We start from the raw sequence: 18,899 nt of genomic DNA, 5'->3' as shown, positions 1-18,899 counted from the left end.
CGCCCCGGCGAGGAGAGATAGCCGGTGGACACGCTCAAACCGTTCACCCCCCGCATCGACTGGGCGCACGCGCTGCCCGATTCGCTGGTCTGGGTGGCGATGGCCTGGGCGATCACGGCGGCCTGCCTGCTGGCGGTGCTGGTGGCGCTGCGGTACCTCACGCCGTGGGGTCGGCAGTTCTGGCGCATCACCGGGGACTACTTCACCGGCCGGGCCAGTGTGCGGGTCTGGGCGATGCTGGGGGTGCTGCTGGCGTCGGTGATCGTCGCGGTGCGCCTCAACGTGCTGTTCAGCTTCCAGGGCAACGACATGTACACGTCGCTGCAGGTGGCCTTCGAGGGCGCGGCTGCCGACAACGAGCCGGTGAAAACCTCCGGTGTGCACGGCTTCTGGGTGGCCATCGGGATCTTTGCGGCGATGGCGGCGCTGCACGTGGCCCGGGTGATGCTCGACATCTACCTGACCCAGCGGTTCATGGTGGCCTGGCGCACCTGGCTCACCGACCGGCTGACCGGCGACTGGCTGGAGGGCCGCGCCTACTACCGCACCCGGTTCATCGACACCGAGATGGACAACCCCGACCAGCGCATCCAGCAGGACGTCGACGTGTTCACCGCCGGGGTGGGTGCCAGCCCCAACCAGCCGGTCAACAACACCACCAGCACCCTGCTGCTCGGCGCGGTCTACTCGATCGTGTCGGTGATCTCGTTCGCGGCGATCCTGTGGAACCTGTCGGGCACGCTGACGGTGCTCGGGGTGAGCCTGCCGCGGGCGATGTTCTGGATCGTGTTCGCCTATGTGCTGGTCGCCTCGGTGATCGCGTTCTGGATCGGTAAGCCGCTGATCCGGCTGAGTTTCCGCAACGAGTTGACCAACGCCGCGTTCCGTTACGCGCTGGTGCGGGTCCGTGACGCCGCCGAGGCGGTCGGGTTCTACCGCGGGGAACGCGCCGAGCGCCGCCAACTGCGGGCCCGGTTCGACGCGATCATCGACAACTATCTGCGGTTTGTGAATCGCAGCATCGGGTTCACCGGCTGGAACCTGTCGGTGAGCCAGTCGATCGTGCCGCTGCCGTGGGTGATTCAGGCGCCGCGGCTGTTCACCAACCAGATCACCTTCGGGGATGTGGTGCAGACCGCCTCGGCGTTCGGCAACATCCACGACTCGCTGTCGTTCTTCCGTAACTCCTACGACGAGTTCGCCGGCTTCCGCGCGGCGATCATCCGTCTGGACGGCCTGGTCGACGCCGACGCGAAATCGCGGGCGCTGCCGGAGCTGCTCACCGTGCCCAGCGCCGACGGTGCGGTGGTGATCGACGCCGTCGAGGTCCGCAACCCGGCCGGCGAGCAGCTGATCGACACCCTCGATGTGGAGCTGGCCGCCGGGGACTCGCTGGTGATCACCGGCCCGTCGGGCAGCGGGAAGACCACCCTGTTGCGCAGCCTGGCGCAGCTGTGGCCGTACGCCTCGGGGACATTGCGCTGCCCGACCGAACCCGGCGCCACGATGTTCCTGTCGCAGCTGCCCTACGTGCCGTTGGGGGATCTGCGCGCGGTGGTGTCCTATCCCGCCGCCGCCGGGGAGATCCCCGACGCACAGCTCGCCGAGGTGCTGACCACCGTGGCGCTGCCGCATCTGGTGGACCGTCTCGACGAGGTGACCGACTGGGTCAAGGTGCTCTCCCCCGGCGAGCAGCAGCGGGTGGCGTTCGCCCGGGTGCTGCTGGCCCGGCCCCAGGTGGTGTTCCTCGACGAGGCCAGCTCCGCACTCGACGAGGGCCTGGAGTTCACCCTCTACCGGCTGCTGCGCACCGCGCTGCCGGCGACCACGCTGGTCAGCGTCAGCCACCGCGGCACCGTCGAACAGCATCACCGACGCCACCTGGAGCTGACCGGCGGCGGGGGCTGGCGGCTGGGCAGCATCGCCGCACGGCCGTGACGCCGGCCGCACCGCGACCGGGTGAGGGTCAGCTGCGCGCGGCGCGCGCGGCGGCGTGCGCCCCGGCGCGGCGGCCGAAGAAGGAGCCCTCCCCCAGTTGGGTGCCCGACGCGTAGCCCTTGCCGTCCTGGGCGATGTTGGACGCGCACGCCCCGACCGCGTAGAGCCCCGGGATGACGCTGCCGTCGGCGCGGCGCACCTCGGCGTCGACGGTGGTGGCCAGCCCGCCGAGGGTGAACCCGGCGTACATCGCCTTGCCCAGCGACAGGTCGAAAGCACCCCATGGCCCGGTGTCCTGGGCGGCCAGGAACTCGGGCTGCTTGTGGAAGTCGGGGTCCTCGCCGCGGGCGGCGAAGGAGTTGTAGCGGTCCAGGGTGGCCACCAGGTTGCCGGTCGGGATGCCCAGTGCCGCTTCCATTTCCGGCACCGTTTCCCAGCCGTCGATCAGCGGGACCAGCGGTACCTGGGGTTTGCGCAGGTGCGCCTCGTCGACGATGAGGAACGCCGCGCTGTCGGGCTGGTCCATCACGAACCCGGAGGTACGCGAGTGGTAGGAGTCCTCGGCGACGAACCGCTGCCCGAGCTTGTTGACGATCACCCCGGTGAGCAGGACCGACGGCGGGTAGGCCGGCGCGGTGATGAAGATCTGGTCCATGTGCTCGGTGGCCCCGCCGGCCGACATGCCCATCCGGATACCCAGGCCGTCGTCGTAGGTGTTGCCCAGCACGAACGGTTTCTCGGCGAGTTTGGGGGTGTGGGCGGCCACCATCGCCGGGTTCATCACGAAGCCGCCGGCGGCGATCACCACCGCCTTGGCGTTGATGACCCCGGTGTCGGTGAAGTGTTTCCAGCGCACTCCGGTGACCGCGCCGGTGTCGTCGACGACCAGTTGGGTCGCCCCGGTTTCGTAGCGCACCTGCACGCCGAGGCTCTCCGCGCGGGCGAGCAGGCAGTCGATGACCATCTTGGCGCCCTCGGTGTCGCCGGGGGCGGGCACCTTGTGGCCGCGCGGGGCGGGCGTCGCCTCGGTGAAAAACGGCCACACCTTCTCGTTGCCGGTGTACATCAGCCCCTCGGTGCCGGGCTGGATCACCGCCTTCTCCGGGTAGTAGCTGCGCTCGAACTGAAAGCCCAGGTCCTCCAGCCAGGTGAAGTGCTCGACGCTGCCGTCGCAGTAGGCGCGGATCTTGGCCGGGTCGGGATTGCGGGAGACCGCCGTCAGATATTTGGCCATCTGCTCGGCGGTGTCGGGGTGGCCGGTGGCCTCCTGCACCGCGGTGCCGCCGCCGAGATAGAAGTGCCCGCCGGCCATGGCGGTGGTGCCGCCGGCAGCGGCGGCGCGTTCGAGTACCACCACCCGCGCCCCGGCCGCTGCGGCCGACACCGCGGCGCAGCCTCCGCCGATCCCGAACCCGATCACCACCACGTCGACGTCGTCGGAGTACGTCGACACGTCGCCGGCCGGCACGGTTGCGGGAATCTCGGTGCTCACTGCTGCTCCTGTCGGGCGGGGACCGGCCCCCGCGCGGGCGGCCGACGATCACGGCGCAGCCCACCCTTCCGCCTTCGCGCAGATCTGGCTCTGCACCGATCTGGACAGGTGTCCGGGCAGCTGCATGCTTCGTGGGGCAGGATAACCCAACCGCACCCGGTTACCCGCCGCCGGTGTCCTCCCGGATCTGGGCGTGGGCGGCCGACCACGACACCGCCGCCGGATATGAGCCCCAGGTGCTGTTGAACAGCCCGACGATGCGCCCAGACCCGTCCGGGGCCAGCACATACACCGGACCGCCGGAGTCGCCCTTGGCGCTGACCACCCCGTTGGTCATCGTGAACCAGCCGTTGTTGACCGCCTGGACCTCCCCGCAGCTCTCGCCGGTGATCACCCCGAAGTGGCACACGCCGTCGCCGGGCTGCACAGCCAGGTCGGGGTCGGAGCGCAACACCCGCCCGCCGGGCAGGATGTCGTTGACCGCGACGTCGGGCGCCAGCAGGATCACCTCGTAGTCGGCGATCACCTGATCGGTGTTGACCGTGGTGCCGTCCGGGGTGTTGTCGCGGAACGCCGCCAGCGTTCCGATGACGTGGTTGCCGATGTCGGTCACCGGCCCGCTGCCACGGCAATGCCCGGCGGTGAACCCGACCCGTGCGGCGGTGTCGACGAAACCCAGCGTGCACACCGTGTTGTCCTGGTGGATCTCCATACCCGGGTAGACCAGCACCGGCTCGGCGCCGGCGGGGCCGGCCGCGCCGCCGAGGCCGACGCCGGCCAGCAGTACCGCCACCACACCGATCCGTAGGAGCATCCGGTGCACCCTCGACTCCGATCCGTCGGGCCGGCGCGGTGCCGACCGGAGAAAGTGTTGTCGAGACTATCGACACCGCCAGCGGCGGTGTTACGCCCCGGCGGTGCGGCGGGTCAGGGGATGGTCAGTTCCTGGCCGGGGTGGATCAGATCCGGGTTGGCGATCCCGTTGGCGTCGGCGATCTGCTGGTATTTGTTGCCGTCGCCGTAGAACTTCTCCGCGATCGCCCACAGCGTGTCCCCGGAGACCACCGTGTGGGTGCGCGCGGCCGGCGCGGGCGGCGGCGGCGGCGTGGGGGCCGCAGCCGGCTTCTCGGCGGCGGCCGGTTTGGCCTGCGCGGTCGGCCGCGGCGCATGGGGTTTGACGCTGGTGTCGGTCTTGGTCGACCAGGCCGGACCGTCGGCGGCGTAGAGCACCAGGTTGCGGTCGTCCTGCAGCACCAGCTTGACGTCCTTTTTGCCCTTGGTGTCGGTGTGCCAGACCGGCTTGTTCGGCGAGTACAGCACGAAGTTGCCGTCCTTTTGCACCTCGGCGCGCACCACGTCTTGGCCGTCGGTGCCGCTGGCCCACACCGGTTTCCCGTTCTCGGTCAACACCAGGTTGCCGTCTTCCTGCAGGGTCAGCGTGTAGGCGCCGTTCTTCGACACCAGCGATTCGCGGGAGGTCAGCTTGTCGCCGGCGTGCAGGGTGTCTGCCATGGAGGGTCCTTCGCTCGGGGCGGTCCGGGCGGATGCGGGGACCGTGGTTTCAGCTCTCGCAACGGAGCATAGCCGCCGGCGGGCGTTCGCGCGCGGGTTGCCATCCGGGCGGTCCGAAGATGTGCCCGAGGCGGTCGCGCCACCGGGTCGCGGCGGCCACATCGCGGGCGATTGCGACGTATTCGTGGGTTTGCAACGTCCAGATGTTATAGGTGTCGACCTGGGTGGTCAGCCCGTAATGGGGTCGGAACACCTCGGGGGTGAAGGTGCCGAACAGCCGGTCCCAGACGATCAGGATGCCCCCGTAGTTCTTGTCCAGATACTGCGCGTCCATGCCGTGATGCACCCGGTGATGCGACGGTGTGTTGAACACGAACTCGACGGGCCGCGGCAACCTGTCGATGCGTTCGGTGTGCACCCAGAACTGGTAGACCAGGCTCACCGAGAAACTGGCGAACACCACCCAGGGCGGAATCCCCAGCAGCGGCAACGGAATCCACATCAGGATCTCGCCGCTGTTGTTCCATTTCTGGCGCAGCGCGGTGGCGAAGTTGAAATACCGGCTGGAGTGGTGGGCCTGATGGGTCGCCCACACCAGCCGGACCCGGTGGGCCATCCGGTGATACAGGTAGTAGAGCAGGTCGACGCCGACGAGGGCGATCACCCAGGTGTACCAGCGGTCCGCGGACAGGTGCCACGGTGCCAGGTAGGTGAAGATCGCGGCGTAGCCCAACAGCGCCAGCAGTTTCCACCCGGCGGTGGTGGCGATCGACACCAGCCCCATCGTGATGCTCGCCCAGGCGTCGCGGGCGGCATACCCGCCGCGGGCGGGCCGGTCGGGCTCGCGCGGCTCGAGCTGGTCGAGGCGGCGGGCGGCCAGCCACTCCAGGATCAGCAGTAGCAAAAAGAACGGGATCGCCGGCAGCACCGGGTCGCGCATCGGTTCGGGCAGTGCGGCCACGATGCCGGTCACCACGGTCGGATCCGACACCGTCACCACCTCCCGCGCTCGAGCTTAACGGTCGCCGCAGGCCCGGTCAGTCCCGCTCGGGCGGACCGAACCCGGAGACGGGGTCCTGCTCGTCGGCGTTCCAGTGCACGCCTTCCACCCCGGGTTGCAGCGACAACTCGGCGACCAACCGCTCCAGCCGGTCCGGGGCGCGGCCGTTGACCAGCAGGTAGGCGGTGAGCACGGCGTTGTCGTCGTCGTCGCGGCCGGTGCGGATGCCGTGCAGCACCGGGTCTCCCCCGCTCGTGTGGCGCACGATCTGGGCGCGGGCGATCTGTTCGACCTCAGGGGCGCAGATCAACTGCAGCCGATACGGCCGCGGATCGACGTCCTCCTCGATGTGGTGGTCACGGTCGATCAACCGGCCCAGCGGCCGGCCCAACAGGTGGGTGCCCACCACCACCGCGGTCGCGATCCCGGCGAACAGCAGATGCCCGGCCGCCGCGAGCACCCCGACGGCCGCCGAACACCACAGGGTGGCCGCGGTGTTGAGCCCGCGCACGTTGAATCCCTCCCGCAGGATCACCCCACCGCCGAGGAACCCGACCCCGGAGACCACGTAGGAGGCCACCCGGGTGGGGCTGCCGGCGTCCTCGGCAGCCACCGAGTACAGCACGAACAGTGTGGCCCCGGCGGCGACGAGGGCGTTGGTGCGCAGACCCGCCATCCGGGCGCGCCATTGGCGTTCCAGTCCGATGAGGGCACCGCAGCCCAACCCGACGACCAGTCGCACCGTGAATTCGGCGACGCTCAAACTCTGCACGCTGTCTGTGATACCAGGGCCGGCGCCGCGGCGCGCGCCGAGATCGACCGCCGACGCGTGTTGACCGGGCATCCCGGACGTGTTAGGCACGGCCCGTGGACTGGCAACGGCTCGCCGACGAACAGGCGATCTCGGCACTGTTGTACCGCTACGCCCGGGCGGTCGACACCAAGGACTGGGCGCTGTACCGCTCGGTGTTCACCGACGACGCGGTTATCGACTACACCTCCGCCGGGGGGATCGCCGGATCCCGCGACGAGGTGGCCGATTGGCTTGCCGCCGCGTTCACCGCGATCCCGGTGAGCATGCACTACATCACCAACATCGAGATCCTCGAACTCGGCGATGATCGCGCCCGGGTGCGCGCGATGTTCTACAACCCGATGCAGTTGCCCGGCAGCGACGAGCCCAGCTACTTCGGTGGCAACTACCACCATGACCTGGTGCGTACCGAATCCGGCTGGCGCAGTGCGGGTCTGGTTGAGGAAACCCGCTGGCGCGCCGCCCTGCCCGACGCGCTGCGCACACCGGGTTAGCGGTGGGTTAGCCGGGTCAGCCGGTGGGCTCGGCGGTGATCTGCCAGTGCGCCGCCTGCTGTTGATGACGCCAGAACTGCGCGAACGGTCCCCCGGCGGCCAGAAGCTCCTCGACGGTGCCGTCTTCGATGATGCGACCGGCGTCGAGGAACACCACCCGGTCGGCGTGGCGGATGCTGGCCAGCCGGTGGGCGACGACCACCTGAGTGCGGGGCCGCAGCGAAGCGGTGAGCGCGGCGACGACGGCCGCCTCGTTCTCGGTGTCCAAGGCGCTGGTCGCCTCGTCGACCAGCAACACCGGTGCCGGTTTGAGCAGGGCGCGCGCGATGCTGACTCGTTGACGTTCCCCGCCGGAGAGCGCCCCGCCGGCCTCACCGGCCCGGGTGGCCTCCCCGTCGGGCAGCCGGTCGATGAGTTCATCGACGCGGGCCAACGCGGCCACGGTGCGCCACCGCTGCTCGTCGGCGTCGGGGTCGCCGGCCAGTGCGTTGTCGCGCACCGAGCCGTCGAACAGGTAGGGATGCTGGAACACCACGCTGGTGGCGGCGCGGCGCTGCTCGGGGTCGAGGGTGGCCACATCCACCCCGTCGATGAGCACCCGGCCGCCGGTGGGCCGGTGCAGCCCGGCGATGAGCGCCAGCAGGCTGCTCTTCCCCGAGCCCGACGGCCCGACCACCGCGGTGGTGGTGCCCGGTTGCAGCACCAGGTTGATGCCGTGCAGCACCGCGTCGGCGCCCGCGGTCTCGGCGGCGTCGGCTTCCCGATCGCCGTAGCCGAAGGCGACGTCGACGAATTCGATGCGCGGTGCGCCGGCCGGGTCGGGCAGGTGCGCTTGTCCCGACGACAGCTGCGGGGCGGTGAGCACGGTGTGGATGCGCGTCAGTGTGGCGCGGGTGGAGTCCCAGGCCGGGGCAAGCTCGCTGACGGTGGTGAACGGCTCCAGGTAGCGCACGATCACCACGATCAGCGCGATCGCCTCGGGAACCGACAGCGATCCGTTCACGGTCAACGCGGTGACAGCGCCGGCGAGCCCGATCAGGGCGGCCTGGCTGGCGAGGCTGAACAACAGCTGGCCGGGGATCTGCATGCCCAACAGCCGCAGCATCGCGCCGTGTTGGGCGGCGAGTGCCTCGCCCACCAGGCTGCGTGACTGGTCGGCGCGGCGCGCGGCGCGCAACGCCGGTTGGGTGCGGGCGAACTCGATGATCCGTTCGGTGAGCACACTGTTGGCGGCGTCGGCGGCGGCGTCGGCGTTGCGCGACAGGCGCACCGAGGCCGCCATCGCCCCGAGCAGCAGCGGCACCCCGGCGAGAGCGGCCAGACCCAGCGGCCACGAGATCGGCAGCAACGCCACCCCGATCGCCGCGGGCAGCAGCAGCGCGGTGGTCAGCGGCGCCCCCAGGTAGACCAGCAGGCCGAGCAGTTCGGGGCCGGTGGTCGCGATCGCCTGGCGCGCGGTGGCGGTGGTCTCGGCGGTGAACCAGTCCAGCCGGACCTCGGCGAGCCGGTCGGCGACGACGTGCTGGGTGCGGTTCAGCGCGGCGAATCCGAGTTGGAATCCGCGGCGGGCGGCGGCGGCGTCGATGACCCACCCGGCGGCGGTGGCCGCGGTGAGTGCACCCAGCCAGCCCAGCGCATCGGCGGGGGTGTCGCTGAACAGCGCACCGACCAGCGGCACCAGCAGCACGATCCCCGCGGCCCGGATCACCACCGACAGCAGGGTCAGGGCCACGTAGACACCGGCGCGGCGGCGCTGATCGGCCGGGAGCAGCCGGCGCAGGGTGGCGATCACAGCGCCACCTGCTCGCGGGCGCCGGCCCGGCCGCTCTCCCACAGCCGCCGGTAGCGGCCGTCGGCGGCCAGCAGCGCACTGTGGGTGCCGCGTTCGACGATCCGGCCGGCGTCGAGCACCACGATCTGGTCGGCGTCGGTGATGGTGTGCAACCGGTGGGCGATCACCAGCACGGTGCGCCCCCGGGTCAGCCGGCTCAACGCCTGTTGCACGAGATACTCCGATTCCGGGTCGGCGAACGCGGTCGCCTCGTCGAGGATGAGCACCGGGGTGTCGGCGAGCAGTGCGCGCGCGATCGTGAGCCGCTGGCGTTCCCCGCCGGAGAGCGCGGCATCCGGACCCAACACGGTGTCGTAGCCGTCGGGCAGCGCCAGGATGCGATCGTGGATCTGGGCGGCCCGCGCCGCGGCGTGCACCGCCTCGGCGGGCGCGTCGGGCACCGCGAGGGCGATGTTGTCGTAGACGCTGCCGTGCACCAGTTGGGTGTCCTGCAAGACGAACCCGATCCGGCGGTACAACTGGTCGGCGGTGAGCGTGCGCACGTCATCGCCGCCGATCGTGATCGTGCCGGTGTCGGGGTCGTGGAAACGGGCCAGCAGCGCCGCCAACGTGGACTTGCCCGACCCGGACGGCCCGACCAGCGCGGTCACTGTGCCCGGCGCGAGTGTGAGGGTGATGTCGTGCAGCACCGGCACATCCGCGCGGTAGCCGAAGGTGACCCCGTCGACGACGACGTCGCCCGCGGGGGCCGCGGTCGGCGCCGCCGCGTGTCCCGCGGTGGCCAGTTCCGGTTCGTCGAGTGCGGTCTGGACTTGGCGGGCCGCGATCATTCCCGCGCGGATCCCGCCGAGCCCGTAGGCGATGCCGAGTAGACGGGTGCCGAATGTGGTGCCCAGCAACAGAAATGGCAGCAGATCCACCGGGGTCATCCGGTCGGCGACGATCAGCAGCGTTCCGGTCACCGCGATCAGCCACAAAAACGTCGCCGGCCGGGTGATCAGATCCATCACGGTCTTCTTGCCGGTCAGCGGCTGTTGCCAGCTGACCAGGAACTGCAGGTAGCGCCCGAGGTTGCGGCGGAAACTCGATGCGGTCGAGCCGCCGAAGACCCGGATCACCGGTTGGGCCGCCAGATAGGTGGTGGCCTCGTCGTTCATCGTCTGCGACCAGCGTTGCGCCTGGCCGGTGCGGGCACCGGACTGGATCGCCATCATCGACATCATCACCAGGTACGCCAGCACCGGCACGAACAGCACCAGCGCCACGCGCCAGTCCACCGCGAACAGGTAGACCAGCACCGCCACCGGGGCCACCACCGCGGCGACCGCATCGGGGATGGCGTGGGTGATCAGGTAATGCAGCGCCATCGTGTCGTCGTGGACCAGTTGTTTGATGCTGCCGGCGCCGCGGGCGGTGAACCAGCCCAGCGGTAGTCGCGCCATCTTGTCCAGCAGCCGGGCGCGCAGCGACCCGGCGAACCGGGCGTCGACGACGTGCAGCCACAACGCCAGTGCGGCCCCGAACAGGGTGCCCAGCCCTAGCAGCACCACCGCGGCGATGCCGACCGGCCACAGCCGCTGGGCGGGATCGCCGGCCAGCAAGCGCCGCGACAACTCCACCAGCAGCACGAACGGCGCCAACTGCACCAGGGTGATCACCGCCTGCAACAGCCCGGAAACCACCAGCGGGGTGCGCAGCGGACCCAACAGCCGGCCGGCGGCCTGGGCCTGCCAGCGGCCCGCGGTGGCCTGCCCCGCCGCCTCGGCGGTGACCGGCCCCGCCGCGTCGGCGGTGACCGGCTCGGCGGGCGGCGGTGCCACCGGGGTGCTGGTGTCCCCCCCGGTGTCCCCGGGGATGTCGGTGTCGCGGATCGTGCCCATCGCGCGGCCGGCCTTCCAATAGGCCTGCGCATGCACCTCGGATTTGGGGAAGCCGAACCCGTCGCGCAGCCGGGCCCGCACCTGTTTGAGGCTGCCGGATTCCGGGGTGGCCCAGGCGTACCAGTTCGACCAGTCCCGGTTCTCGATCGCCGCGGCCAGCGAGTCCACCCCGCGCCGCGCCACCCAGTGCACCCGCAGTCGCGGATGGTCGGTCAGCGGGATCTCCCGGTCGCGCGGATCGTGCTCCTCGAGGTACAGCTCGATCGGCACATCGGCGGCGACGGTGGCGATGATGCCGTTGATGCCCGGGATCGACGCCGCGTCACCGATGAGCAGATAGCCCGCCGGCGGCTCGTCGGGGACGCTGAACCGCAGCGACCCCATCAGCGGGGTGGCGGTGATCGTGGCGCCCGGCTGCACGGTGCGCGCCCAGCGCGACGCCGGACCGGCCGGCTCGTGCAGCAGCACGTCGACGGCGAAAGCCCCGGTCTCCGGGTCGGCCTCGGTGAGGGTGTAGGCGCGCTGGTGCTCGGTCGAGGACCCGTCGGGGTCGGGGAACCAGAACCGCAGCCACGCCGCCGGCTCCACCACGGCGTCGTCGAACACCGTCGGCGAGACCATCCGGATCCGCACGAAATGCGGGGCGATCGGCACGGTCTCGACAACGGTGGCGAGGTGGTCGCGGGCACCGAAGCCGCGCAGCACCATCCCCTGCAGACCGCGGGCCATCAGCGCGGACCCCCCGCGCGCGCCGTCTGGACACCGGGCACTAGACACCACCTCACCACGCAGACCGAAATCAACTAAGGCTTACCTTAGCTGGCGATCGGGGGCGGGGCGAAAGCCGGTGGTGTCACGCGGTGCGGGCGGAGGGACTCGAACCCTCACGCTCTTTCGAGCACCGGCACCTAAAGCCGGCATGTCTGCCAATTCCATCACGCCCGCGAGGACCCCGGAATCCTACCGGCCGGCGGCGGCGTCCCGGCAGCGTGAGGGCGGTCACCGATGCTCAGCACGGTACGGTCGGGGTATGTCCACTACACGGCGTCGCAGACCGGCGCTGGTGCTGCTGGTGACCGCGGCGACCTGCGGGTGCCTGGCGCTGGGCTGGTGGCAGTGGACCCGCTACGAATCGGCGTCGGGCACCTTCCAGAACCTCGGCTACGCCTTGCAGTGGCCGCTGTTCGCCGGGTTCTGCGTCTACGCCTACCGCAAGTTCGTGCGCTACGAAGAGGTGCCGCCGGAGTTGCCGTCGGACCGCGGGCCGACCGAGATCCCGGCGGGGTTGCTGCCCGAGCGGCCGAGGGTGGCGGGCGCACCGGACCCCTCGGATCCCGAGGATCCCGAAGACCTCGAAGACCTCGAGTTGCGCCGGTACAACGCCTATCTGACCGAGTTGGCCCGCGCCGAGCGCGATCCGACGCCCCCCGACCACGACGAGCAGAACAGGACCACCGCATGACCTCCTCCGACGCCCCGGCCGGTGCGGCCCCGGTCGACAAGATCCGCACCGCGCTGACCGGCTACCGGGTGCTGGCCTGGGCGACCGGGATCTGGCTGATCGCGCTCTGCTACGAGGTGGTTCTCAAATACATCGTCAAGGTCGACAACCCGCCGGTGTGGATCGGGGTGGTTCACGGCTGGGTGTATTTCACCTATCTGCTGGCGACGCTGAACTTGGCCACCAAGGTGCGCTGGTCGTACGGCAAGACGCTGGGGGTCCTGCTGTCGGGCACCGTCCCGCTGCTGGGGATCATCATCGAGCATTTCCAAACCCGCGCCGTCAAGGAACAATTCGGCCTGTAGACCCGCGACCGTGTGCCGATCGGTCCGCCCCGATCGGCGTGTCGCGGACGACACCGCACACGCTGGCGCCCGGAGTGCACACTCGATCGCGCGGCCCGGCTTTCGCCTCAGCGCAGCGCCCGCAACGCGGGCACCAACAGCGCCAACGCCCGCCCGCGGTGGGAGACGGCGTCTTTGTCCTCCGGGGTGAGTTCAGCGGCGGTGCGGGTGTCGCCGGCCGCGACGAACACCGGGTCGTAGCCGAACCCGCCGTCGCCGCGCGCAGCGCGGGCGATACGGCCCGGCCATTCGCCGCGCACCACCGTCTGCTGGTCGGCTCCCGGGCCCCACACCAGCGCGCACGCCGACACGAACGCCGCGTCCCGGCGCGTGTCGGGCACGTCGTGGAGTTGGGCGAGCAGCAGCGCGGTGTTGGCCGCGTCGTCGCCGTGGCGCCCGCACCAGCGCGCCGAGAGCACCCCGGGCATCCCGCCCAGTGCGGCCACCGTCAGCCCCGAGTCGTCGGCGACGGTGGCCAGCCCGGTCGCGGTGAACCCGTCGCGCGCCTTGGCCAGCGCATTCTGCTCGAACGTGGCGCCGGTCTCCGGGGATTCCTGGAACGGGGCGACCTCATCGAGGCCGATGACGTCGATGCCGGTCAGCCCGGCGGCGTCGAGGACCCGGCGTAGCTCGGCCAGCTTCTTGCGGTTGCGGCTGGCCACCAGCAGCGCGGTCAGCTGCCGAACGCTTTCTTCGGCTCCGGGCCCTCCGGCAACTCCCCCGGATAGGGCAGATCCAACGCCGCACGCTGCACGGCGAACAGGCGCTCGCAGGCCCCCATCGCGGCGTCGAGCATCTTGTCCAGGGTGGAGCGCGGGAACGTCGCGCCCTCCCCGGTGCCCTGGATCTCCACCAGGGTGCCGGTGTCGGTGGCCACCACGTTCATGTCGACCTCGGCGCGGGAGTCCTCCTCATAGGGCAGGTCCACCCGGACCCGGCCGTCGACCACCCCGACGCTGACCGCCGCGATCGCGCACGACAGCGGCCGCGGGTCCGACAGTTTGCCCGCCGCCGACAGGTAGGTGACGGCGTCGGCCAGCGCCACGTAGGCGCCGGTGATCGCCGCGGTGCGGGTGCCGCCGTCGGCCTGCAGCACATCACAGTCGACGGCGATGGTGTTCTCCCCCAACGCCGCCAGGTCGATGCAGGCCCGCAGTGAACGGCCCACCAGCCGGCTGATCTCCTGGGTGCGTCCGCCGACGCGGCCCTTCACCGATTCGCGGTCCGACCGGGTGTGGGTGGCGGCCGGCAGCATCGCGTACTCGGCGGTCAGCCAGCCCAGCCCGGAGCCCTTGCGCCAGCGAGGCACTCCTTCGGTGACGCTGGCGGTGCACATCACCCGGGTCTGGCCGAATTCGACGAGCACCGACCCGGCCGGGTGGGCGGTGAAACCGCGGGTGATCGTTACCGGGCGCAACTCGTCGTCGAGACGACCGTCTTCGCGTGTGGACACCCGACCCACCCTAGTCGGCGGGTCAGCCGGTGCGACGGACCCGCTCGGAGTGCCCGATCTCGAAGGTCTCGTCGCAGGACACGACGTGCGCCGGCCCGTCGAACTCCGCGGCGGCCTCGGCCAGCACCTCTTCGCGCGACGTCCACGGCGGGATGTGGGTGAGCAGCAACTCCCCCACCTGAGCTTCCGCCGCGATGCGTCCGGCCTCGGTGCCCGACAGATGCAGGTTGCGGGGCCGGTCGGGGCTGTGCGTCCAGGACGCCTCGCAGAGGAACACATCGGCGCCGCGCGCCAGGTCCACCACCGCCTCGCAATATCCGGTGTCGCCGCTGTAGACCAGCGACGATCCGGTGCCGTCGGTGAAACGCAGCCCGAAGGACTCGGTCGGATGGCACACCGCCCGCGGGGTCACCGTCAGCGACCCCAGCGTCACCGGCTCGCCGTCCTGCCACGGATGCACCTGGAAGATGTCGGAGAAGTCGTCGATCTCCCCGCCGTACGGGGAGGACGCCGCGCCGAGGCGCGACACGGTGTCGCTGGGCCCGTACATCCGGGCGCGCCCCACCGGCGCCGACGGGTGGAAGCGCCGCCAGACGAACAGCCCGGGCAGATCCAGGCAGTGGTCGGCGTGCAGGTGCGACAGCAACACATCAACTTCACCGGGGTCGACGTAGCGTTGCAGCGCCCCGAGCACGCCCCCGCCGAAGTCGATCACCATCGGTGTGGTGTCCGGGGCGCGCAGAAGATAGCCCGAGGCCGGCGACGTGGGACCGACGACGCTGCCGGACCAGCCGAGCACGGTGAGTTGCACGGTGACCACTGTGCCACGTTCGTCGCCGTCATGACCACGACATGACCGGTTGCGTCCCGATTGTTATCGCCGCGGGGCTCCCGGATGGGTGGGGCGAACCTCGGAGACGATCGGTCCGAGAAACCGGGCTGCCAGCGCGGTGAACGCCGCCGGGTCCCCGGTCGCCTCGAAACGCCGCAGCGGCGCGGTCGCGCCGCCGTCGTCGTCGGCGGGGTGCGGGCGCAGCAGGTCGGCCTCGGTGAGCACCCGCAGCAGCTCCTTGGCGGTCTCCTCCGCACTGGACACCAGCGTGACCTGCTCGCCCATGACCAGCTGGATCAGCCCCGACAGCAGCGGGTAGTGGGTGCACCCGAGGACCAGGGTGTCGACGTCGGCGCGTTGCAGCGGCTCCAGGTACCCCTCGGCCAGGCCGAGGACCTGCCGGCCGCTGGTGATGCCCCGTTCGACGAAGTCGACGAACCGTGGGCAGGCCACGGCGGTGATCTCGGTGTCGCGGGCCGCGGCGAACGCGTCCTGGTAGGCGCGGCTGGCGATGGTGGCGTGGGTGCCGATCACCCCGATGCGCCCGGTGCGGGTGGTCGCCGCCGCGCGGCGCACCGCCGGCAGGATCACCTCCACCACCGGCACCGGGTAGCGTTCCCGCGCATCGCGCAGGCAGGCCGCCGAGGCGGTGTTGCAGGCGATCACCAGGGCCTTGATGCCGCGGTCGACGAGGTCGTCGCCGATCGCCAGGGCGTGGCCGCGCACCTGCGGGATCGGCAACGGGCCGTACGGTCCGTTGCCGGTGTCGCCGACGTAGATGACGTCCTCATCGGGTAGCTGGTCGATGATGGCGCGCGCCACCGTCAAGCCGCCGACCCCGGAGTCGAAGATCCCGATCGGCGCGTCACGCGGCGGGGCCGCGCTCACCGTGGCGCTCCGCTCGTCACGGGACCGTGCCGGCGGGCCCGCCGCTCGGGGCGGCTGAGCAGATAGGCGGCCAGCACCCCGGCCAGCGCCCCACACAGATGCCCCTGCCAGGACACCCCGTCGCAGCGGTCGAGCACCGGCACCGCGCCCCACAGCGTCCCGCCGTAGCCGATGAGAGTCAGCACCCCCACCGCGATCTGCCAGCCGCGGCGGGCCAGGAAGCCGAAGACGATGAGGAAGGTCAACCAGCCGAAGATGATGGTGGATGCACCGATGTGATCCGACGGCAGCCGGCAGGCGCCCAGGTCGCCGATGAGCCAGGTGCCCAGGCCGCCGACCAGCCACACGATTGCCGTCGCTGCGATCAGCCGGCCCACCCCGTTGAGGGCCAGCAACAATCCCAGCACCACCAGCGGTCCGGTGTTGGCCAGCAGATGCGCCCAGTTGGCGTGCAGCAGCGGGGCGAACAGGACGCCCCACAGCCCGTCAGCGCGCAGCGGCCGGATCCCGTGGTCGTCGAACCGGTGTCCGCTGAGCTCGTCGGCCAACTCCACCGCGTAGAGCACCGCGACGAACCCCAGCACCAGCAGCGCCCCGGTCTGCCAGCCGGATCGGCGCGACGCCGGGGCCGACCCCGGCGTCGGTGTCCGGGAGACGTCGCTCACGCCCACAGCTGACCTTCCAACGCCTCCTCGGCGTCGTCGAGGGTGCCGCTGTAGGCGCCGGTCGACAGGTATTTCCAGCCGGCGTCGGCGACGACGAACGCGATGTCGGCGCGCTCACCGGCCTTGATCGCCTTGGCGGCCATGCCCAGCGCCGCGTGCAGCACCGCGCCGGTGGAGATCCCGGCAAAGATGCCCTCGGCGTCGATGAGTTCGCGGGTGCGGCGCACCGCATCGGCCGAGCCCACCGAGAAGCGGGTGGTCAGCACCGTCGAGTCGTAGAGTTCGGGCACGAAACCCTCATCGATGTTGCGCAGGGCGTACACCCCTTCGCCGTAGCGGGGTTCGGCGGCGACGATCGCCACGCCGGGGACGTGCTCGCGCAGGAACGCCCCGGTGCCCATCAGGGTGCCGGTCGTGCCCAGCCCGGCCACGAAATGGGTGATCTCGGGCAGGTCGGCCAGCAGTTCCGGGCCGGTGCCGCGGTAGTGCGCCTCGCTGTTGGCCGGGTTGCCGTACTGGTAGAGCATCACCCAGTCGGGATTCTGCGCGGCCAGCCGTTTGGCGGTGGCGACCGCGGTGTTGGAGCCGCCCTCGGCCGGCGAGGAGATGATCTGTGCGCCGTAGAGCTCGAGGATCTGGCGACGCTCGATGGAGGTGTTCTCCGGCATCACGCAGATCATCCGGTAGCCCTTGATCCTGGCGGCCATCGCCATCGAGATGCCGGTGTTGCCGCTGGTCGGTTCCACAATGGTGGCTCCGGCGGTGAGCAGCCCCTCGGCCTCGGCGCGCTCGATCATCGCCAGCGCCGGGCGGTCCTTGATCGACCCGGTCGGGTTGCGGTCCTCCAGCTTCGCCCACAGCCGCACGTGGGGGCCGTCGGCGGTGGCGTCCCAGCGCGGCGAGAGCCGGGGCAGCCCGACCAGGGGGGTGTCGCCCACGGCGCTGAGCAGCGAATCGTGCCGTGCCATCGCCGGGCTCAGTCCCCGGCCGCGGCGCAGCCACCGGCCACGGCCGGAAGGATCGTCACCTCGTCGCCGTCGCCGAGCACGGTGTCCAGTCCCCCGGAGAACCGCACGTCCTCGTCGTTGACGTAGATGTTGACGAACCGGTGCAGCTTGCCGTTGTCGACCAGCCGCTCACCGATACCGGCGTAGTTGGCGTCCAAATCGGCGATGACCGCGGCCAGGGTGGCCCCGGTCGCCGTGACACGCTTCTGCCCGCCGGTGTGCGGGCGCAGGATGGTCGGGATGGACACGGTCACACTCATGGTGGCTCCTTGCTGGTCGGGGCGGGACTAGTACTGCTCGACGATCGTGACGGGTTCCTCGGTGACCGCGCCGTCGCGGATGCGGAAGCTGCGCACCTCGACGGTGTCGGGGTCGCGGGTGGACACCAGCACGTAGTGCGCCTCCGGTTCCCCGGCCAGATCCACATCGGTGCGGCTCGGATAGGCCTCGGTGGCGGTGTGGGAGTGGTAGATCACCACCGGCTCCTCCGCGGCGGCGTCCATCTCGCGCCACACCCGCAACTGTTCGCCGGAGTCGAACCGGTAGAACGTCGGGGACCGTTCGGCGTTGATCATCGCGATGTGCCGCTGCGGCCGGTCGGAACCCTCCGGGCCGGCGAGGACCCCGCACGCCTCGTCGGGATGGTCGGCGCGGGCGTGGGCCACCATCGCGTCGACCAGGTCGGCACGAATCACCAGCACGCCAATCCTCCTCGTCAGTTCTCGGCACGGTCCGCGGCGGCGTCCGCCGCGAACGCCCCGGGCAACAGGCCCCGATAGGTGGGTATTCCGGCCACCGGTGCCGCGGCGAGCACCGCGACCAGCACCGCACGGGCCAGGGTTTCGGCGGCCGCGGCCCCCACCGCGGTGACCACCGCGGTGTCCGGGGCGAGCCCGGCGGGGACGTCGGCGACCGGGGCCACCTCGACCGCGCCGGTGGCCAGTGCGAACACCGTATCGCCATCCATCGGGGTGTGGGCCGGCCGGATGGTCCGGGCCAGCCCGTCCTGCGCGGCGATCGCCACCCGCCGACAGCCCGCCGGGCTCAGAGCCGCGTCGGTAGCCACCGCTGCGATCGTGGTGTTGAGCGCCGACGTCTCGGCGCCGGCGGCGGCCAGCGCGCCGATCTGCTCCGCCGGTGGGGGCCGCAGCCCGAACTCGCGGATCTGATCGGCCTGCCACGGCAGCCCGGTGGCCGGGTCGACGACGTTGCCGGCGTGCGGGTCGGCCACCACCAGCGCCTCGACCCCGATGCCGCCGCCGGGCACGGCTGGGCGTGCGGCACCAC

20 protein-coding genes and 1 tRNA gene are annotated in these 18,899 nt (G+C 71.1%); 4 read left to right on the top strand and 17 right to left on the bottom strand.

Annotated features, from left to right (window positions below):
• Window positions 1–24 precede the first annotated feature (24 nt).
• On the top strand, window positions 25–1,938 hold the full coding sequence (locus tag B8W67_RS04140) for an ABC transporter ATP-binding protein/permease (protein ID WP_234793804.1): 1,914 nt from the start codon (window positions 25–27) through the stop codon (window positions 1,936–1,938).
• 28 nt (window positions 1,939–1,966) lie between these two features.
• Here the strand turns inward: B8W67_RS04140 and B8W67_RS04135 are convergent, their stop codons facing one another.
• The 5 genes from B8W67_RS04135 to B8W67_RS04115 all read right to left on the bottom strand — a co-directional run bounded on the left by B8W67_RS04135 (window position 1,967) and on the right by B8W67_RS04115 (window position 6,714).
• Window positions 1,967–3,430 carry an FAD-binding protein gene (locus B8W67_RS04135; protein WP_069390965.1) on the bottom strand — a complete coding sequence of 488 codons (1,464 nt, stop codon included), beginning with the start codon at window positions 3,428–3,430 and terminating at the stop codon, window positions 1,967–1,969.
• Between the two features lie 160 nt (window positions 3,431–3,590).
• The gene (locus B8W67_RS04130) at window positions 3,591–4,244 is read right to left on the bottom strand and encodes an Rv1815 family serine proteinase (protein ID WP_069390966.1); all 654 of its coding nucleotides are present in this window, start codon (window positions 4,242–4,244) and stop codon (window positions 3,591–3,593) included.
• A 113-nt stretch (window positions 4,245–4,357) separates the two neighbouring features.
• The gene (locus B8W67_RS04125; protein ID WP_069390967.1) at window positions 4,358–4,942 is read right to left on the bottom strand and encodes a LysM peptidoglycan-binding domain-containing protein; all 585 of its coding nucleotides are present in this window, start codon (window positions 4,940–4,942) and stop codon (window positions 4,358–4,360) included.
• Window positions 4,943–4,991: 49 nt separating this feature from the next.
• Window positions 4,992–5,882 (bottom strand): sterol desaturase family protein, encoded by an 891-nt coding sequence (locus B8W67_RS04120; protein WP_069391043.1) that lies wholly within the window; start codon window positions 5,880–5,882, stop codon window positions 4,992–4,994.
• Window positions 5,883–5,979: 97 nt separating this feature from the next.
• Window positions 5,980–6,714, bottom strand: coding sequence for an MgtC/SapB family protein (locus tag B8W67_RS04115; RefSeq protein ID WP_069391044.1), 735 nt, complete (start codon window positions 6,712–6,714; stop codon window positions 5,980–5,982).
• A gap of 95 nt (window positions 6,715–6,809) precedes the next feature.
• On the opposite strand from B8W67_RS04115, the gene B8W67_RS04110 reads away from it, so the two are divergent.
• Complete coding sequence (locus tag B8W67_RS04110; RefSeq protein WP_069390968.1) at window positions 6,810–7,250, top strand: nuclear transport factor 2 family protein; 441 nt, start codon at window positions 6,810–6,812, stop codon at window positions 7,248–7,250.
• A 16-nt stretch (window positions 7,251–7,266) separates the two neighbouring features.
• Here the strand turns inward: B8W67_RS04110 and B8W67_RS04105 are convergent, their stop codons facing one another.
• From B8W67_RS04105 to B8W67_RS04095, 3 genes are all read right to left on the bottom strand, one after another.
• Window positions 7,267–9,042, bottom strand: coding sequence for an ABC transporter ATP-binding protein (locus B8W67_RS04105; protein ID WP_085302386.1), 1,776 nt, complete (start codon window positions 9,040–9,042; stop codon window positions 7,267–7,269).
• On the bottom strand, window positions 9,039–11,651 hold the full coding sequence (locus B8W67_RS04100) for an ABC transporter ATP-binding protein/permease (RefSeq protein WP_085302384.1): 2,613 nt from the start codon (window positions 11,649–11,651) through the stop codon (window positions 9,039–9,041). Before B8W67_RS04100 ends, B8W67_RS04105 begins: the two co-directional genes overlap by 4 nt.
• A 132-nt stretch (window positions 11,652–11,783) precedes the next feature.
• Window positions 11,784–11,867, bottom strand: a tRNA-Leu gene (locus B8W67_RS04095).
• A gap of 85 nt (window positions 11,868–11,952) precedes the next feature.
• Between B8W67_RS04095 and B8W67_RS04090 the strand changes: the two genes are divergently transcribed.
• Window positions 11,953–12,384: a hypothetical protein gene (locus tag B8W67_RS04090; protein WP_085302370.1), complete on the top strand. Its 432-nt coding sequence runs from the start codon at window positions 11,953–11,955 to the stop codon at window positions 12,382–12,384.
• Window positions 12,381–12,728 (top strand): DUF3817 domain-containing protein, encoded by a 348-nt coding sequence (locus tag B8W67_RS04085; RefSeq protein WP_069390972.1) that lies wholly within the window; start codon window positions 12,381–12,383, stop codon window positions 12,726–12,728. The genes B8W67_RS04090 and B8W67_RS04085 overlap by 4 nt, the downstream gene beginning before the upstream one ends.
• Window positions 12,729–12,835: 107 nt before the next feature.
• On the opposite strand, the gene B8W67_RS04080 is transcribed toward B8W67_RS04085, so the two are convergent.
• The 9 genes from B8W67_RS04080 to B8W67_RS04040 all read right to left on the bottom strand — a co-directional run.
• On the bottom strand, window positions 12,836–13,444 hold the full coding sequence (locus B8W67_RS04080) for a non-canonical purine NTP pyrophosphatase (RefSeq protein ID WP_085302368.1): 609 nt from the start codon (window positions 13,442–13,444) through the stop codon (window positions 12,836–12,838).
• Window positions 13,441–14,220, bottom strand: coding sequence for a ribonuclease PH (gene rph, locus B8W67_RS04075; protein WP_069390974.1), 780 nt, complete (start codon window positions 14,218–14,220; stop codon window positions 13,441–13,443). Before rph ends, B8W67_RS04080 begins: the two co-directional genes overlap by 4 nt.
• Before the next feature lie 22 nt (window positions 14,221–14,242).
• Window positions 14,243–15,031, bottom strand: coding sequence for a cyclic nucleotide-degrading phosphodiesterase (locus B8W67_RS04070; RefSeq protein WP_197747599.1), 789 nt, complete (start codon window positions 15,029–15,031; stop codon window positions 14,243–14,245).
• A 63-nt stretch (window positions 15,032–15,094) separates the two neighbouring features.
• The gene (gene murI / locus B8W67_RS04065) at window positions 15,095–15,940 is read right to left on the bottom strand and encodes a glutamate racemase (protein ID WP_085302366.1); all 846 of its coding nucleotides are present in this window, start codon (window positions 15,938–15,940) and stop codon (window positions 15,095–15,097) included.
• A complete protein-coding gene (locus B8W67_RS04060) occupies window positions 15,937–16,605 on the bottom strand; it encodes a rhomboid family intramembrane serine protease (RefSeq protein WP_069391046.1) in 669 nt (222 codons plus the stop codon). Before B8W67_RS04060 ends, murI begins: the two co-directional genes overlap by 4 nt.
• On the bottom strand, window positions 16,602–17,573 hold the full coding sequence (locus tag B8W67_RS04055) for a PLP-dependent cysteine synthase family protein (RefSeq protein ID WP_085302364.1): 972 nt from the start codon (window positions 17,571–17,573) through the stop codon (window positions 16,602–16,604). Before B8W67_RS04055 ends, B8W67_RS04060 begins: the two co-directional genes overlap by 4 nt.
• Window positions 17,574–17,581: 8 nt before the next feature.
• On the bottom strand, window positions 17,582–17,872 hold the full coding sequence (locus tag B8W67_RS04050; RefSeq protein WP_069390977.1) for a MoaD/ThiS family protein: 291 nt from the start codon (window positions 17,870–17,872) through the stop codon (window positions 17,582–17,584).
• A gap of 27 nt (window positions 17,873–17,899) precedes the next feature.
• Window positions 17,900–18,313 (bottom strand): M67 family metallopeptidase, encoded by a 414-nt coding sequence (locus B8W67_RS04045; RefSeq protein ID WP_069390978.1) that lies wholly within the window; start codon window positions 18,311–18,313, stop codon window positions 17,900–17,902.
• Window positions 18,314–18,327: 14 nt separating this feature from the next.
• On the bottom strand, window positions 18,328–18,899 hold a 572-nt coding region (locus B8W67_RS04040; protein ID WP_207567695.1), incomplete at its 5' end, for a P1 family peptidase.

Origin of the sequence: Mycolicibacillus koreensis, from assembly GCF_002104795.1 — a bacterium.
GTDB classification, from domain to species: domain Bacteria; phylum Actinomycetota; class Actinomycetes; order Mycobacteriales; family Mycobacteriaceae; genus Mycobacterium; species Mycobacterium koreense.
The sequence above is the reverse complement of the archived record's forward strand: the minus strand, read 5'-3'. Positions and strand labels throughout refer to the sequence as shown.

Bases quoted from the DNA above. Each gene is read 5' to 3' on its own strand.
- B8W67_RS04130 (WP_069390966.1), bottom strand. From the start codon at position 4,244: ATGCTCCTACGGATCGGTGTGGTGGCGGTACTGCTGGCCGGCGTCGGC.
- B8W67_RS04125 (WP_069390967.1), bottom strand. From the start codon at position 4,942: ATGGCAGACACCCTGCACGCCGGCGACAAGCTGACCTCCCGCGAATCG.
- B8W67_RS04120 (WP_069391043.1), bottom strand. From the start codon at position 5,882: ATGCGCGACCCGGTGCTGCCGGCGATCCCGTTCTTTTTGCTACTGCTG.
- B8W67_RS04100 (WP_085302384.1), bottom strand. From the start codon at position 11,651: ATGGCCCGCGGTCTGCAGGGGATGGTGCTGCGCGGCTTCGGTGCCCGC.
- B8W67_RS04090 (WP_085302370.1), top strand. From the start codon at position 11,953: ATGTCCACTACACGGCGTCGCAGACCGGCGCTGGTGCTGCTGGTGACC.
- B8W67_RS04085 (WP_069390972.1), top strand. From the start codon at position 12,381: ATGACCTCCTCCGACGCCCCGGCCGGTGCGGCCCCGGTCGACAAGATC.
- B8W67_RS04055 (WP_085302364.1), bottom strand. From the start codon at position 17,573: ATGGCACGGCACGATTCGCTGCTCAGCGCCGTGGGCGACACCCCCCTG.
- B8W67_RS04050 (WP_069390977.1), bottom strand. From the start codon at position 17,872: ATGAGTGTGACCGTGTCCATCCCGACCATCCTGCGCCCGCACACCGGC.